This is a genomic window from Caulobacter sp. AP07 (genome assembly GCF_000281955.1).
Classification (GTDB): Bacteria; Pseudomonadota; Alphaproteobacteria; order Caulobacterales; family Caulobacteraceae; genus Caulobacter.
This window is the reverse complement of record NZ_AKKF01000067.1, coordinates 1-15,051: the sequence shown is the minus strand read 5'-3', so window position 1 is coordinate 15,051 and position 15,051 is coordinate 1. Positions and strand designations below refer to the sequence as shown.

The window sequence follows — 15,051 nt, the reverse complement described above, 5'->3', positions numbered from 1 at the left end:
GGCGGGGCCGCGCCGTCCGCCGCCGCCGCCCGGTCCGCCGCCAAAGCCGCCACCGCCGGCCGCGCCGCCGCTCGGCGCGGCGTGCATCAGCGTCCAGGCCAGCCAGACGACGCCCGCCAGCACCGCCAGGGCGATCGCGCCGCCGATGATCTGGGCCTTGCGGCTGACGGTGCGGGGCTGGTGCGGGGGCGGTGCGGTCATCAAGAGCCTCGAGCGAGCGGCGGGCATGGCGAAGGGCGGCGAACGCGCGACCCGTTCAAACAACAAACGCCACGGTAGCGAACTGGCTGCTTGGCCGTGGCGCGAACGGTCATGGTGTTCACGGGGATGTTCTTGGGGCCCGACGTTGCGCCGACATTTCACGATGGAAATGTCACGCGCCCCACTTGAGGCGGGGCCGCGCCTGGCGCGGAGGGCGACTCTTGGTTGGGGGCGGCGAAGCGCGCGCTGATCGCGGCGGGCAGCGGGAAGGCGCCGGCCGTTCCCGGCCGGGGCGACGGGCCGGTCTGGGTGGTCGAGACCGGGTCGCCGGGCGCGTCACGGCAGGATGTCGATGCTCTTCTGGTCTTCCAGGACCTGGGCGCCCGGCCAGGCGGTCGGCAGGTTCAGGCGGGCCAGGGAGGCGGCCCGGTCACGGCTGGACCGCGCCCGTCGTGGGGCGCGGTCCGCGACGTCTATTGCCGGACGAAGGTCTCCTGATAGGCCTTCGACTTGCCCTCAGGCGACTTGCCGACCCCGCGGCGGACCAGGGTCTTGCCGTCCGGGCGGAATGTCCAGAATTCGCCGACGATGACGTCGCCGTCCTTCATCTTCAGGATCTGGAACTCGTCGGGGCCCAGTTGCTTGACCGAGACCTGGTTGAACCGCTCCTGGTTCTCGAACACGGTCGGCGTGCCGTCCAGGGTGGTCAGGTAGTCGGTCTTGAATTCCTTGCCCGGCTGGGTGGTGTTGACCGAGTGGTATTCCAGCTTGTTGTCGCCAAACAGCAGGTTGATGGTCAGCTTGAAGCCCTTGGGCAACTTGCCGTCGCTCCAGTAGGACTTGGCCTCCACCGAGCTCCAGGCGCCGTCGTGCGGATTGGCCGCCTGGGCCTGGCCGGCGGTGATCGCCAGGGTCGCCGCCGCCAGGGCGAGCATCAGGGTCTTTCTCATCGTCATCGTCGTCCTTGTCGTCTCGGGGGCAGGGGTCAGAGGGGCGTGCGGGCTTCCAGGTGCTGTTCGACCTCGGCCCGGGTGGTCCACAGGGTTCGGAAGGTGTTGTCGGCCAGGTGCTGGAGCTGGTCGGCGCGGTGCGGCGAGCCGGGCTGGCTGGCGTTGCCGTAGCTCATCAGCCCCACCGCCTTGATCGGGGTCGAGAACTCGACCAGCGACACCCAGGTCTCGCCGTGCTGGGGCGTGCGCTGGCCGTTCTTCAGCGGCCCCCAGGTGATGGTGCGGAAGATGCCGGTATTGCCGAAGCCGCCGTTGCCAGGGAGGTCGACCTCGTCGATGGCGAAGCGCGACACCTCGCCGAACGGGCGGTCGATGGCGCCGTACTTGGCCTTGGCGTCGACGATGGCCGCCTTCAGCATGCCGACGGCGGCGGCCGGATCGGCGATGCCGCTGGGGGTCGAGACCGGATCGGCGGGCGACCACTTGACCTTGTAGTTGGCCAGGCTGGTGAAGTTGTTGGGCGAGAACTTGCCGGCCCAGGTCTCGAACAGCAGGGCGGCGCGGCTGTCGGCCACGGTCCGCCGGTCCCAGGCCTTGAGCAGGGCGACGGCGGCTTTCACCTCGGGATCGGGGTCGCCTTCGGCGGCGGCGATCAGGTCGGGCAGCACGCGGTCGGCCATCAGGGTGTGGGTCGACAGCTTGTGGGCCACGAAATCGTCGAACGACAGCTTGGGGGTGTCGGCCAGCAGATGCACCGACTGCTGGGCCCGCAGCGACATCGGGCCATTGGGCGCCACATAGGGCGGGTAGTCCTCGTAGCGGATGGTCTGCGGCCAGGTGGCCACCCAGGGCGGGTCGTTGGCGTTCTGGACGAAGCCGGTGGGCGGGTCGGTGACCTTGGGCAGGTCGTCATAGGACAGGATGTCGGTCCACAGGGTGGCCGAGGTGTCGCCCGGCACGAAGCCGCTCCAGAACGCCAGGTCGCCCCGCTCGTGCTTGGGCAGGATGCCGTTGTCCAGGAACTGGATGTGGCCTTCCTTGTCGCCGTAGATGATGTTGAACTTGGCCACCTGCAGCCGCTTCAGCACCTTTTCGAACTCGGCGAAGCTGCGGGACTTGCCCATGTCCCAGTACTGCGAGAGGCCGCCGGGGCGGTCGAGGCCGGCGACCCGCAAGGCCACGGTCTTGCCGTCGGGGCGGTCGAACACCGGGCCGTGGACCGACGAGCGGACGGTCAGGGTCTCGGTGCGCAGGGTCCCGTCGGCCGCCTTGATCCTGAAGCTGGCCTCGCGGGTCTTGAACGGCAGGACCTTGCCGTCGAACAGGTAGCCGCCGTCGGCCAGCTTCAGCTCGTAATTGGTCGAGCCCAGCAGGGTGTTGACGGTGTTGGTGAAGCCCATCCGCTGGTTGAAGGCGAAGCGCAGCACCGGCAGGCCGACCTGGGTCGCGCCGTACATCTGGAAGCCCGGCCCGTTCAGGTCGGCCTCGAAATAGGTGAAGTAGCTGGTGGGCCAGGGCAGGTGCGGGTTGGCCAGCAGCAGGGTGTTGCCGCTGGCCGACCGCGACGGCGCCACCGCCCAGGCGTTGGAGCCGGCGTTGGCGGCGGGGTTGGACCCGCCCATCGTCCGCTCGCGCGGCGCGATGTAGATGTAGTTCATCAGCCGGTGGGCATGGGCCACCACGTCGACGCCGCTGACCGGCAGGACGACCGCCACCGCCGGGTCGATCTTGTCCGGGTGGGCCTTGGCGTAGGCGTTGATCCCTTCGGCGAAGGCGTCGAGATTGGCGCGGAACTGCGCCGTCTCGGCCCGATACCAGGACGCGGCGCGGCGCGGCACGTCGTTGGCCAGGATCCAGCGGTCGGCGTCGGCCTGGCTCTCGCCCCAGTATTCCGCCGCCCGGCCCCGGGCCTCGCCATACAGGCGGATGACGATGTTGGCGTGGTTCTGGGCCTGGGCCCAGCCGAAGCCGTAGAACACCGCCGCCTCGTCCTTGCCGTAGACGTGCGGGACGCCGTAGCTGTCCCACAGAATCTCGCCCCGGCCCGCGAAGCTCTTGGGCGCGGCGTCGGCGAAGCCGCCGGCCAGGCCGGCGACCCCCAGGCCCAGGGACGCGCCCAGGAATGTCCGTTTACGCATGATCAGTTGTTCCTTGGCCTGGAGCGCGGTCAGAAGTCCCATTGCAGGCGGGCGTAGTAGGAGCCGCCCGTGAAGCCGAACGGCGAGATGCCGGGATACTGGCCGGTGCCGGTATTGGCGTTGAAGACCGTATTCGACGCGTTGTCCGCGCCGCTGCGCGACGGATAGATGTTCAGCAGGTTGTTGGCTCCGACCGCGACGCTGATGGCCTTGGTCACGCGATAGCTGGCCTCGAGGTCGGTGATCCACTTGGCGCCGTAGGAACGGTCGTTGGTCGGCTTGCCGCCCACCAGGTTCTGCTGGACCGTGTAGCTGCCGAACCGCGTCTGCCGCATGTTGACGTTGAGCTTGTCCCACGACCAGTTGACGCCAAGGCTGACCTTGTCCTTCGGGAAGGCCCTGGTCAGGTAGCCCTGGCTCAAGCGGTCGAACAGCGCGTAGCCCGAGCCCAGGGCGGCCAGTTCCGGCGGGTTGTCGATGATGTCGGTGATCTTCGTCTTGTTGTGGTTGTAGCCGAGGGTGAATCGCAGCGTGCCGTAGGCGTCCAGGTCCTGCCGGTAGGCGGCCACCAGGTCGACGCCCCGCGTGCGGGTGTCGATGGCGTTGGTGTAGTACTGGGCGCTGAGCGAACCGGGCAGGCCGTTGGCGACCAGGATGTTGCTGACCGCCGCGCCCGTCAGGGTGCTGGTGATGGCGATGCGGCCATCGACGTCGATCTGGTAGGCGTCGACCGTGACGCTCAGGCGGGGCAGGGGCTCCAGGGTGACGCCCAGGCTGTAGTTCTTGGACTCCTCCGGCTTCAGCGGCTTGGCGCCCAGGGCGACCGCCTCGCGCGAACCGACCGGCAGGGTCTTGATCTGCAGCAGGTCGAGCGTGCCGCCCACCTGGCGGAACTGGCTGGAGCTGGCGGCGTAGTTTTCCTGGGCCAGGCCCGGGGCGCGGAAGCCGGTGCTGGCGGCGCCGCGAACGGCCAGCCAGGGCGTCAGCGCGTAGCGGCCGTTGACCTTGCCGACCACGGTGTCGCCCGAGGCGTCGTCATAGTCCTCGTAGCGGACCGCCGCGCCGAGGAAGAGCTTCTCGGTCGGGCTGTAGCCGACCTCGCCATAGGCCGCGTAGTTGTTGCGCGAGGACTTGCTGGCGTCGGTGGGCTGGAAGCCCGGCGCGGCCTGGGCCCCGGTCGCCGGGCGCTGTCCCGCGAACGGCTGGCCGGCCGGAATGACGTAGTTTCCCGCCGCGTAGCTGAGCGGTTCGCCGGCGCCGACCTGATAGGTCTCGCGGCGATGCTGCGCCCCGAACGACAGCTGCAGGTCGCCGCCGCTGGCCAGGGCGAAGCCGCGCGTCACGTCCAGCGAATTGACCCACTCGGACGAGACCAGCTTGCCGACGTAGAAGTCGGTGGGGCTGGCTGGGCCCAGGCTGGCGTTGATGCTCTCGGACACGTGCTCCTTGGCCAGGTCCTTGCCGTAGGTGGACGAGACGTCCCACGACCAGCCGCGGAACTCGCCCCGCGCGCCGACCGCCAGCTCGAAGTCGTCTTCCTTGATCACCAGGTTGGGCCGGAAGCCTTCGGGATAGACCTGGGGCAGGGCGTTGACGCTGTTGGGCGCCCGGAAGGTGAAGGGCAGGTCCGAGGTCCGCCGACTGGCCGTGCCGAACGAATAGAGTTCGACGCCGCTCCCCAGTTCGTAGTGGCCGTTGTAGCCGAGATTGACGCCGTTCTGCGGCAGGACGCCGGAGTTGCGGGTGACCAGGCGGTTGACCGTGGCCTCGCGCGGGTCGGGCTGGCCGTTGATCTTCGGATAGATCTGGATGGACGAGGCCACCGGAACGGCGCGGTTGGACAGCGCCTGGTCCTTGGTGGCGAACGACAGGTTGAGGAAGCCCCGGTCGCCGATCTTGACGCCGTAGTTGCCGACGACCTGGGTGAACTGGCCGTCGTCGCGGTCGAAGTTCTGGCCGTGGGTGATGCTGATCGAGCCGCCGGGCGTGTCCTTGAGGATGATGTTGATCACCCCGGCGATGGCGTCCGAACCGTACTGGGCGGCGGCCCCGTCGCGCAGCACCTCGATGCGGCCGATCGACGAGGTCGGGATCAGGTCGAGGTCGGCGGGAACCGAGCCGTTGTAGAGCGACGAGACCGAGTTGATCAGCGAGGTCTTGTGGCGGCGCTTGCCGTTGACGAGCACCAGGGTCTGGTCGGGATTGAGGCCGCGCAGGCCGCCGGTGGCGATCACCGTCGCGGTGCCGCCGCCGGCCCGGGCCGGCAGGTTGAACGACGGGACCAGGGTCTGCAGGGCCTGGAAGGCGCCCGCCTTGCCCGTGCGCTCCAGGTCGGCGGCGCTGAGCACGTCGATCGGCGTCGGGCTCTTGATCACCGTCCGGGCCACGCCGCGCACGCCGGTCACCACCACCTCTTCGACCTCTTCGGGCGTGACGTCTTCCGGCGCCGCCACCGCAGTGGTCTGGGCGATCTCGGCGGTCGCGAAGGCCCCCGGCGCGCTGGCCTTGATCAGGCCTTGCTGGGCGGGCGCGGCGGTGAGGGCGATCAGGCCGTCCTGCATGATCGCGATCCGCAGCGACGACCGCTCGATGATCTTCTCGAGCGCCTGGCGGGTGGGCATGCGGCCGGTCACCGCCTGCGACCTCAGGCCCGCGACCTGGTCGTACGGGTAGAGCAGGCGCACGCCGGATTGTTCGGAAAGCGCGTTCAACGCCCCCTGCATCGGCTGGGCCGCGATGTGGAATTCAGTGGACTTGTCCGCCGCCGTCGCGGGGAACGCCGCGGCGGCGACCGTGGCCAGCAGCGCGCCACGATACCAGATGTTGAATGCAGATCCGCCAGCCATGTCTCGAACGCCCCCAAGCGCGGTTGAACCGTGTCAATCAGGTCAAACGGGCCGGGGCGGCGAGAACCGCCATCCGTGTCGAGAATAAATTCTAGGACCGCACCACCAGCAGGATGCTGCCGTCGGCGGTGGTGATGGCGCTGACGGGAAAACTGCCTTCCAGCGCGGTGATGAACTTGTCGGCCTCGTCGACCTCGAAGCGGCCGCCGACCCGCAGATTGGCCAGCCGGGGGTCGCCGACGATGATCGGATGGTCGCGATAGCGGTTGAACTCCTCGACCGCCTGGGGAAGCGTTTCGCCGTCCAGCTCGATCACCCCGTCCTGCCAGGCCGTGCGCTGGCGCAGGAGGTCGGGGTTGAGGACGGTCGGGGCGACCGCGCCGGAGCGGATGACCGCGCCGTCGCCGGCGGCGATGCGGGGCGCGGCGCGTTCCAGCGCGTGGCCGCCGTCCTGGGCGACGGCGACGACCCCCTCGGTGACCGTCAGTTCGACCAGGGTGTCGCGGATGCGGACGTTGAAGGCGGTGCCGACGGCGCGCAGGCGCGCCGAGCCGGCGTCGACCAGGAACGGGCGCGTGGCGTCGTGGGCCACCTCGAACAGCGCCTCGCCCTTGACCAGGTGAATGCGCCGCCGCCGCTTCTCCATCGCCACCTCGATGGTCGAGGCGGTGTTGAGGTGGACGCGGGAGCCGTCCGACAGGGTGACGACGCGGCGCTCGCCCAGGCGGGTGCGATACAGCTCGACGTCGCGGGTGTAGCGCCAGGTCGCCGTCGCCGCGCCGGCCACCACCGTGGCGGCGACGAAGCCGCCGACCAGGGCGCGGCGCGACACCAGCGGCGGGGCGGGGGCGTCCTGGTTGGCGGCCTGGTCTTCGATCGGGGGCGGGCAGGCCCGCAGGCGGGCCCCGGCTTCCCAGGCCGCTTCCATGCGCGCGAAGGCGACGGCGTGGCGCGGGTCGGCGGCGACCCACGCGTAGATGGCCTGTCGCCCGGTCTCGTCGATCTCGCCTTGCAGCCTAGCGACGAACGCCGACGCCTGGTCGTCGATCGCCTGTCGGCTGTCCAGACCTGCGGGTGGTTCGGTCAAAACTGTCTTCCTCGCGCTCGGACATAGCCTTGGCCACGAGCATCACAGCCCTAGCAAGATGCTTCTCAACTGTCGAAACGGATAGCGACATCTGAGCCGCTATCTCCTGGAAAGAAAGTTCGTGAATCCGGCGCAGCAGGAAGACGCGGCGGGACTGGGGCGGCAGGGTCTCGATGATCGCCTGCAGGTGGCGCAGTTCGTCGCGCGCCGTCAGGGACGCCTCCAGGGAGTCGTCGGACCGCAGCATGTCCAGGTCGGCCACGAAGTCGAGCGAGACGATGGTGTCCTTGCGGGCGGCGTCGATCAGCAGGTTGCGGGCGATCATGAACAGGTAGCCGCGCCCGGCCGTGATCCGCTCGATGTCCTTGGCCGTGTAGGCCCGGGCCAGGCTTTCGGCGACCAGGTTGTCGACGTCGAAGCCCGAGGGGCAAACCCTGCGCAGGCGCGAGCGCAGCCCCGCCTCGTGCGGCAGGATCACGGCCTTGAACCAGTTCAAGCGCGCGGTCACGTCGTCCATGATGTCGCCCCCCATGCAGAGACGGCGCCCCGTCCGCGCCTTCTCATTTCAATTCCTACTCGATCGGTAGGTTTTGTACCTTCGCAAGCCGCGCCTTGGGACCCCAGGAAAACTGGAGGTCATGGCAGGATAGCGGAGTTCGGCGTCTCGACCGTTCTACACGGGCGACGGGGTGGGACGTTCGCCATGGGCCGCTGATCCTCCTTCGATCGGAACATCAAAGACCGTCAGGGGGAAGCCGCGCTTTGGAAAAATCATCGGAACGACGCCAGCGTCTGAAGTCGATCATTGGCGGATCGGCGGGCAATCTGGTCGAGTGGTACGACTGGTATGCCTATTCGGCGTTCACGCTCTATTTCGCGCCGGTGTTCTTTCCGTCGGACGACTCGACCGCCCAGCTGCTGAGCGCGGCGGCGGTGTTCGCCGTCGGTTTCGTCATGCGTCCGATCGGGGCGTGGATCATGGGGATCTACGCCGACCGCAAGGGACGCAAGGCGGGGCTGACCTTCTCGGTGACCCTGATGTGCCTGGGCTCGCTGCTGATCGCGGTGACGCCGGGCTACGACCGCATCGGCATACTGGCCCCGACCATCCTGGTGATCGCCCGGCTGATGCAGGGCCTGTCGGTGGGCGGCGAGTACGGCGCCTCGGCCACCTATCTGTCCGAGATGGCCGGGCGCGAAACCCGCGGGTTCTTCTCCAGCTTCCAGTACGTGACCCTGATCTCGGGGCAGCTGATCGCCCTGTGCGTGCTGCTGGTCCTGCAAGCCGTCATGCCGGTGCGCGACCTGGAAAGCTGGGGCTGGCGCATCCCGTTCGCCATCGGCGGCGTGCTGGCGGTGGCGGTCTATTTCATCCGGCGCGGCCTGAGCGAGACCAGGAGCTTCACCAACGCCCAGGCGACGCCGGGCCCGAGGTCCAGCGGCTGGATCCTGTTCCGCGACCACCCCAAGGAGGCGCTCACCGTCATCGCCCTGACCGCCGGTGGCACGCTGGCCTTCTACGCCTATTCCACCTACATGCAGAAATTCCTGGTCAACACCTCCGGCTTCAGCCGCGAGGCGTCGACCGAGATCACGGCCGCGGCGCTGTTCATCTACATGCTGCTGCAACCCGTGGCCGGCGCGCTCTCTGACCGCATCGGCCGCAAGCCGCTGATGATCGGCTTCGGCGTCGCCGGCGTGGCCTTCACCTGGATCATCTTCCGAAGCCTGGAGACCGTCTCCAGCTCGTTCGCCGCCTTCCTGCTGGTGCTGGGCGCGCTGGTCATCGTCACCGGCTACACCTCGATCAACGCGGTGGTGAAGGCCGAGCTGTTTCCGGCCCATATCCGCGCCCTGGGCGTGGCTCTGCCCTACGCCCTGGCCAACACGATCTTCGGCGGCACGGCGGAATATGTCGCCCTGTGGTTCAAGGGGCAGGGGCTGGAGCGCGGCTTCTACTGGTACGTCACCGCGATGATCGCCTGCTCGCTGATCGTCTATCTGCGGATGCCGGAGACCAAGCGCGAAAGCCGCATTCTCGAGCCCTGACCAGGCCGTGGGGGGCGCTGGATGACGGGCTTGTCAGTTTGGCGTCAGCGTGGCGACCGCGTGGCGCTGATAGGCCTGCGGTCGTCCTTCTTCCGCAACGACGGAACCTGCCATGATCTCCCTCGTGCGGATCGCGCTTTCACGCCCCTATACCTTCGTGGTGATGGCCATCATGGTCCTCATCGTCGGGGTGCTGGCCGTCCTGCGCACCCCCACGGACATCTTCCCCAACATCCGGGTGCCGGTCGTGGCGGTGGCCTGGACCTATAACGGCCTGTCGGCGTCGGAGATGTCGGGGCGGGTGCTGACGCCCTACCAGCGCGCCCTGACCACGACGGTCAACGACATCGAGCACATCGAGGCCAATTCCCTGCCGGGCATCGGCGTGGTCAAGGTCTACTTCCAGCCCGGCGCCGACGTGCGCCTGGCCAACGCCCAGATCACCGCCGTCTCCCAGACCCTGCTGCGCCAGATGCCGCCCGGCACGACGCCGCCGCTGATCCTCAACTACAACGCCTCGACGGTGCCGATCGTCCAGCTGGCGCTGTCGGGGGAAGGCCTCAACGAGCAGCAGCTGTTCGACTACGGCGTCAACTTCATCCGCACCCGCCTGGTCACCGTGCCCGGGGCGGCCGTGCCGTTCCCGTTCGGCGGCCGCACGCGCCAGATCCAGGTCGACATCGACCCCCAGGCGCTGCTGTCCAAGGGCCTGTCGGCCACCGACGTCGGGGCCGCGATCGCCGCCCAGACCCAGATCACCCCGGCCGGCTTCGTGAAGATCGGCGAGTTCCAGTACAGCCTGAAGCTCAACAACGCCCCGGGCTCGGTCGAGGAGCTCAACAACCTGCCGATCCGCACGATCAACGGCTCGACCGTGCGCATGAGCGACGTCGCCCACGTGCGCGACGGCTCGGCGCCGCAACAGAACGTGGTCCACGTCGACGGCCAGCGTTCGGTGCTGATGACGGTGCTGAAGTCCGGCTCCACCTCGACCATCGCCATCGTCGACGGCGTCAAGGCGGCCCTGCCGGAGCTGAAGCTCAACCTGCCCAAGGAACTGAGCATCACGCCGCTCAACGACCAGTCGGCCTTCGTCAAGGCCGCCATCGACGGCGTGGTGCACGAGGGGGCGCTGGCGGCGATCCTGACTTCGCTGATGATCCTGCTGTTCCTGGGCTCCTGGCGCTCGACGGTGATCATCGCCATCTCGATCCCGCTGGCCGTCCTGGCCGCCATCGCCGCCCTGGCCGCTTTCGGCCAGACCCTCAACGTCATGACCCTGGGCGGCCTGGCCCTGGCGGTGGGCATCCTGGTCGACGACGCCACGGTGACCATCGAGAACATCAACTGGCACCTGGAGCAGGGCAAGGACGTGCGCACGGCGATCCTCGACGGCGCCGCCCAGATCGTCACGCCGGCCTTCGTCAGCCTGCTCTGCATCTGCATCGTCTTCGTTCCGATGTTCTTCCTGCCGGGCGTCTCGGGGTTCCTGTTCGTGCCGATGGCCCTGTCGGTGGTCTTCGCGATGATCGCCTCGTTCCTGCTGTCGCGGACGCTGGTGCCGACCATGGCCATGTACCTGCTGCGGCCGCATACGCAGGAAGGGCACGATGAGCATGCGCCGCCGCGAGGTCCGCTCGGGCGCTTCCAGCAGGGCTTCGAGCGGCGCTTCAGCGCCTTCCGCGACGGCTATTCGGGCGTCCTGGGTTTCGCCCTGGGATCGGGCCGGGTCTTCGTCGCCGGCTTCCTGGCCTTCGCGATCCTCAGCCTCGCCCTCGTGCCGTTCCTGGGCCGCAACTTCTTTCCGGCGGTGGATTCCGGGGCGATCGCCATGCACGTCCGGGCGCCGGTCGGCTCGCGGATCGAGGAGTCGGCGGCGCTGTTCGACCGGATCCAGCACCAGGTCCGCGCGATCATCCCGGCCTCCGAGATCGAGACCGTCGTCGACAACATCGGCCTCAGCAGCAGCGGCATCAACGTCACCTACAACGCCTCGGGCACGATCGGCCCGCAGGACGGCGACATCCTGATCAGCCTGAAGAAGGGCCACCGCCCCACGGCCGAGCACATCGCCATGCTGCGCCGGGAAATGCCCCGGCTGTTCCCGAACGCCACCTTCTCGTTCCTGCCCGCCGACGTCACCAGCCAGATCCTGAACTTCGGCGCGCCGGCCCCGATCGACATCCAGGTGACCGGCAACAACCTGGCCGCCAACCAGGCCTACGCCCAGAAGATCCTGCGGGCGATCCGCGGCGTCGACGGGGTGGCGGACGCCCGGATCCAGCAGCCGGCCGGCGCGCCCGAACTGCGCTTCGATGTCGATCGCACGCGGATCAACGCCCTGGGCCTGGACGAGCGCGACGTCACCGCCAGCCTGGCCGGGGCCGTGGCCGGCAGCGGACAGGCCTCGCCGGTCTTCTGGCTCAACCCCGCCAACGGCGTGTCCTACCCCGTCGTCGCCCAGACCCCGGAATACATGATCGACAGCCTGCAGAAGCTGGCCGCGATCCCGGTCAGCGGCGCGCGCGCCCCGGGGCAGGACCCGCAGGTGCTGGGCGGCCTGGGCGCGCTCAGCCGCGGTTCGACCCCGGCCGTCATCTCGCAATACAACATCCAGCCGATGATCAACGTCTTCGCCGCCACGCAAGGCCGCGACCTGGGCGGGGTGGCGACCGACATCCAGAGGGTCCTCAAGACCCTGGAGAAGGACAAGCCCGCCACCGTCAAGGTGACCCTGCGCGGCCAGTACCAGACCATGAACACCGCGTTCTCGGGCATGGGCTGGGGCCTGCTGGGCGCGGTGGTGATGATCTACCTGCTGATCGTCATCAACTTCCAGTCCTGGTCGGACCCGTTCGTGATCATCTCGGCCCTGCCGGCGGCGCTGGCCGGCATCGCCTGGATGCTGTTCGCCAGCGGCACGCCGCTGTCGGTGCCCGCCCTGACCGGCGCGATCATGTGCATGGGCGTGGCCACGGCCAACTCGATCCTGGTGGTCAGCTTCGCCCGCGAACGCCTGGCCGAGCACGGCGACGCCCTGCAAGCCGCCTTCGAGGCCGGGGTCACCCGCTTCCGGCCGGTGCTGATGACCGCCCTGGCGATGGTCATCGGCATGGCCCCCATGGCCCTGGGCCTGGGGGAGGGCGGCGAGCAGAACGCGCCGCTCGGCCGGGCGGTGGTCGGCGGGCTGATCTTCGCCACCTGCGCCTCGCTTCTCTTCGTTCCCTGCGTCTTCGCCCTCGTTCACGGCCGCCGCGCGTCCCCCCGGGCCGCGTCCTCCGAAGGTCTCGTCCATGCCTGACACCATCCTTCCCCAAACCGATCCCAGGCGGCTGCGTCGCGCCGCCCTCTTCATCGGCGCCGCCCTGGTGATCGTCCTCGGCGTGGGCGCGGCCACCCGGCTGATGGCCCGCCAGGAGCTGGGCGCGACGACCCGCGACAGCGCGGTGCAGTCGGTCAGCGTCACCCAGCCATCGCGCGGCGACGCCGGGACGCTGGTCCTGCCGGGCCGCCTCCAGGCCTGGGCCCAGGCCCCGGTCTACGCCCGGACCAGCGGCTACCTGCGCAACTGGTACGCCGACATCGGAACCCCGGTGAAGGCCGGCCAGGTCCTGGCCGAGGTCGACGCCCCGGAAGTGGACCAGCAGCTGGTCGCCGCCAACGCCGCCCTGGCCACGGCCCAGGCCCAGCGCGACCTGGCGTCCGTCACCGCCACCCGCTGGGACCGCCTGGTCAGCGAGAACGCGGTCTCGCAGCAGGAGGCCGACGAGAAGCGCGGCGACTTCGCCGCCCGCGAAGCGATGCGCAACGAGGCCCGGGCCAACGTCCAGCGCCTGCGGGCGCTGACCGGCTTCCGGCGGATCGTCGCGCCGTTCGATGGCGTCGTGACCAGCCGCGACACCGACGTGGGGGCCCTGATCGCGGCCGGCGACGGCCGGGCCACGCCGCTGTTCACTGTGGCCGACACCCGCAAGCTGCGGCTCTATGTCAGCGTGCCGCAAAGCCTGGCCGCCGGCATCCGGCCCGGGCTGACCGCCCACTTCACCGTGCCCGACCAGCCGGACCAGGTGTTCGAGGCTCAGCTCGTCCGCTCGGCCGACGCCGTCGACGCCCAGTCGGGGGCCATGCTGGTCCAGCTGGTGTTCGACAACAGCGCCGGCCGCCTCAAGCCCGGCGCCTACGCCCAGGTGACCCTGAACCTGCAAGGCCCGGCGGCGGACGCCAGCCCGCTGCGGGTGCCGTCCAGCGCGCTGCTGTTCCGCAAGGAGGGCACGTCGGTGGCGGTGGTCGGGGCCGACAACCGCGTCAGCATCCGGCCCGTGCGGATCGTCCGCGACTTCGGAGCCGACCTGGAGCTGGCCGGCGGCGTCGGGGTCACCGAGTGGGTGGTCAACAGCCCGCCGGACTCCATCACCAACGGCGACGTCGTCCGCGCGGTGCGGCCCCAGAACGTGGCCAAGGGGGCGGCCAATGCCCGCTCGTAGCCAGCCCGTCCGCAGCCTGGCGGCCGTCGCCCTGCTGGCGCTCGGAGGCTGCAGCCTGGCCCCGGCCTATGCGCCGCCGGTTTCGGTCGCGGCGGCCCCGGCCTATCGCGAGACCGGCCCCTGGACCCCGGCCGCGCCGGCCGACGCCGAGGCGCGTGGCTCCTGGTGGCGGATCTTCGGCGACCCGGCGCTGGACGCCCTGGAACAGCGCCTGGAAACCGGCAGCCCCGCGCTGGCCGTGGCGCTGGCGCGCTACGACCAGGCGACGGCCCTGGCGCGCCGGGTCGGCGCCGACCGCTGGCCGTCGGTGACCGCCAACGCCAGCGCCGAGCGCGACCGCAACGCCGCCAACGGCCGGCGGGACAACAATGTCCTCAACGCCACGGCGCTTTACGAGCTCGACCTCTGGGGCCGGGTGCGCAACCTGGTGGCGGCTGGTCGCGCCGAGGCCCAGGCCAGCGCCGCCGACCTGGCCTCGGTCCGCCTCAGCCTGCAGGCCCAGCTGGCCGATACCTATTTCCAGTTGCGCGGGCTCGACGCCCAGATCTCGGTCCTGACCCAGACCGCCGACGCCTATCAGAAGGCCCTGACCCTGACCGACAAGCGGTTCCGAGGCGGGGCGTCCAGCGCGGTCGACGTCGGCCGGGCCCGGACCCAGCTGGCCGCCACCCAGGCGCAGTACGAGCAGGCGCTGGCCGACCGGGCGCTGCTGGAGCACGCCATCGCCGCCCTGCTGGGCGAGTCGGCGTCCAGCTTCACGATCGCCGCCGCCGACGACGTGGTCGAGCCGCCGCGCGTGCTGGTCAGCGCCCCGTCCGGCCTGTTGCAGCGCCGGCCCGACATCGCCGCCGCCGAGCGCCGCGTCGCGGCGGCCAACGCCCGCATCGGCGTGGCCCGGGCCGCCGCCTATCCGAGCCTGACCCTGGCGGCGACCGGCGGGTTCCAGTCGACGGGCGGCGACCTGCTGTCGGCCTCGAACCATCAATGGGCGCTGGGACCGGTGGCCGTCAGCCTGCCGCTGTTCGATGGCGGGGCGCGCCGCGCCGACGTCGCCGGCAGCCGGGCGGCGTTCGAGGAACAGGCGGCGCTCTATCGCCAGACCGTGCTGGACGCCTTCCGCGAGGTCGAGGACCAGATGGCCCTGGCCAACCGCCTGGCCGCGGCCGAGGCGCGGCAGACGCAGGCCGTGGACGCCGCCGTCCAGACCAACGCCCTGGCCACGACCCGCTATCGCGAGGGCGCGGCCAGCTATCTGGAAGTGGTGACGGCCCAGACCGCCGAACTGGACGCCCGCCG

Annotated in this window: 9 protein-coding genes and 1 pseudogene; 4 read left to right on the top strand and 6 right to left on the bottom strand. The window is 69.9% G+C overall.

Annotation, left to right across the window (positions count from 1 at the left end; translation table 11 throughout):
* From PMI01_RS04920 to PMI01_RS04895, 6 genes and pseudogenes are all read right to left on the bottom strand, one after another.
* Positions 1-201, bottom strand: a pseudogene (locus PMI01_RS04920) (hypothetical protein); the annotation flags it as partial.
* A gap of 473 nt (positions 202-674) precedes the next feature.
* Positions 675-1,157, bottom strand: a complete 483-nt coding sequence (locus tag PMI01_RS04915; protein WP_007663976.1) for a hypothetical protein — start codon at positions 1,155-1,157, stop codon at positions 675-677.
* A gap of 29 nt (positions 1,158-1,186) precedes the next feature.
* Positions 1,187-3,289 carry an acylase gene (locus tag PMI01_RS04910; RefSeq protein ID WP_007663974.1) on the bottom strand — a complete coding sequence of 701 codons (2,103 nt, stop codon included), beginning with the start codon at positions 3,287-3,289 and terminating at the stop codon, positions 1,187-1,189.
* Between the two features lie 29 nt (positions 3,290-3,318).
* Positions 3,319-6,135, bottom strand: coding sequence for a TonB-dependent receptor plug domain-containing protein (locus tag PMI01_RS04905; protein WP_007663972.1), 2,817 nt, complete (start codon positions 6,133-6,135; stop codon positions 3,319-3,321).
* A gap of 91 nt (positions 6,136-6,226) precedes the next feature.
* Entirely contained in the window at positions 6,227-7,222 is a 996-nt protein-coding gene (locus tag PMI01_RS04900) for a FecR family protein (protein ID WP_051989901.1), read from the bottom strand.
* On the bottom strand, positions 7,152-7,739 hold the full coding sequence (locus PMI01_RS04895) for an RNA polymerase sigma factor (protein WP_007663964.1): 588 nt from the start codon (positions 7,737-7,739) through the stop codon (positions 7,152-7,154). Before PMI01_RS04895 ends, PMI01_RS04900 begins: the two co-directional genes overlap by 71 nt.
* 245 nt (positions 7,740-7,984) lie before the next feature.
* On the opposite strand from PMI01_RS04895, the gene PMI01_RS04890 reads away from it, so the two are divergent.
* The 4 genes from PMI01_RS04890 to PMI01_RS04875 form a co-directional block, all read left to right on the top strand.
* Positions 7,985-9,271 carry an MFS transporter gene (locus tag PMI01_RS04890; protein ID WP_007663963.1) on the top strand — a complete coding sequence of 429 codons (1,287 nt, stop codon included), beginning with the start codon at positions 7,985-7,987 and terminating at the stop codon, positions 9,269-9,271.
* A 112-nt stretch (positions 9,272-9,383) separates the two neighbouring features.
* A complete protein-coding gene (locus PMI01_RS04885) occupies positions 9,384-12,572 on the top strand; it encodes an efflux RND transporter permease subunit (RefSeq protein ID WP_007663961.1) in 3,189 nt (1,062 codons plus the stop codon).
* On the top strand, positions 12,565-13,755 hold the full coding sequence (locus PMI01_RS04880; RefSeq protein ID WP_007663959.1) for an efflux RND transporter periplasmic adaptor subunit: 1,191 nt from the start codon (positions 12,565-12,567) through the stop codon (positions 13,753-13,755). Before PMI01_RS04885 ends, PMI01_RS04880 begins: the two co-directional genes overlap by 8 nt.
* On the top strand, positions 13,742-15,051 hold a 1,310-nt coding region (locus tag PMI01_RS04875; protein WP_007663957.1), incomplete at its 3' end, for an efflux transporter outer membrane subunit. The genes PMI01_RS04880 and PMI01_RS04875, both read left to right, overlap by 14 nt.

Bases quoted from the DNA above. Each gene is read 5' to 3' on its own strand.
- PMI01_RS04910 (WP_007663974.1), bottom strand. From the start codon at position 3,289: ATGCGTAAACGGACATTCCTGGGCGCGTCCCTGGGCCTGGGGGTCGCC.
- PMI01_RS04885 (WP_007663961.1), top strand. From the start codon at position 9,384: ATGATCTCCCTCGTGCGGATCGCGCTTTCACGCCCCTATACCTTCGTG.
- PMI01_RS04880 (WP_007663959.1), top strand. From the start codon at position 12,565: ATGCCTGACACCATCCTTCCCCAAACCGATCCCAGGCGGCTGCGTCGC.
- PMI01_RS04915 (WP_007663976.1), bottom strand. From the start codon at position 1,157: ATGACGATGAGAAAGACCCTGATGCTCGCCCTGGCGGCGGCGACCCTG.
- PMI01_RS04905 (WP_007663972.1), bottom strand. From the start codon at position 6,135: ATGGCTGGCGGATCTGCATTCAACATCTGGTATCGTGGCGCGCTGCTG.
- PMI01_RS04895 (WP_007663964.1), bottom strand. From the start codon at position 7,739: ATGGACGACGTGACCGCGCGCTTGAACTGGTTCAAGGCCGTGATCCTG.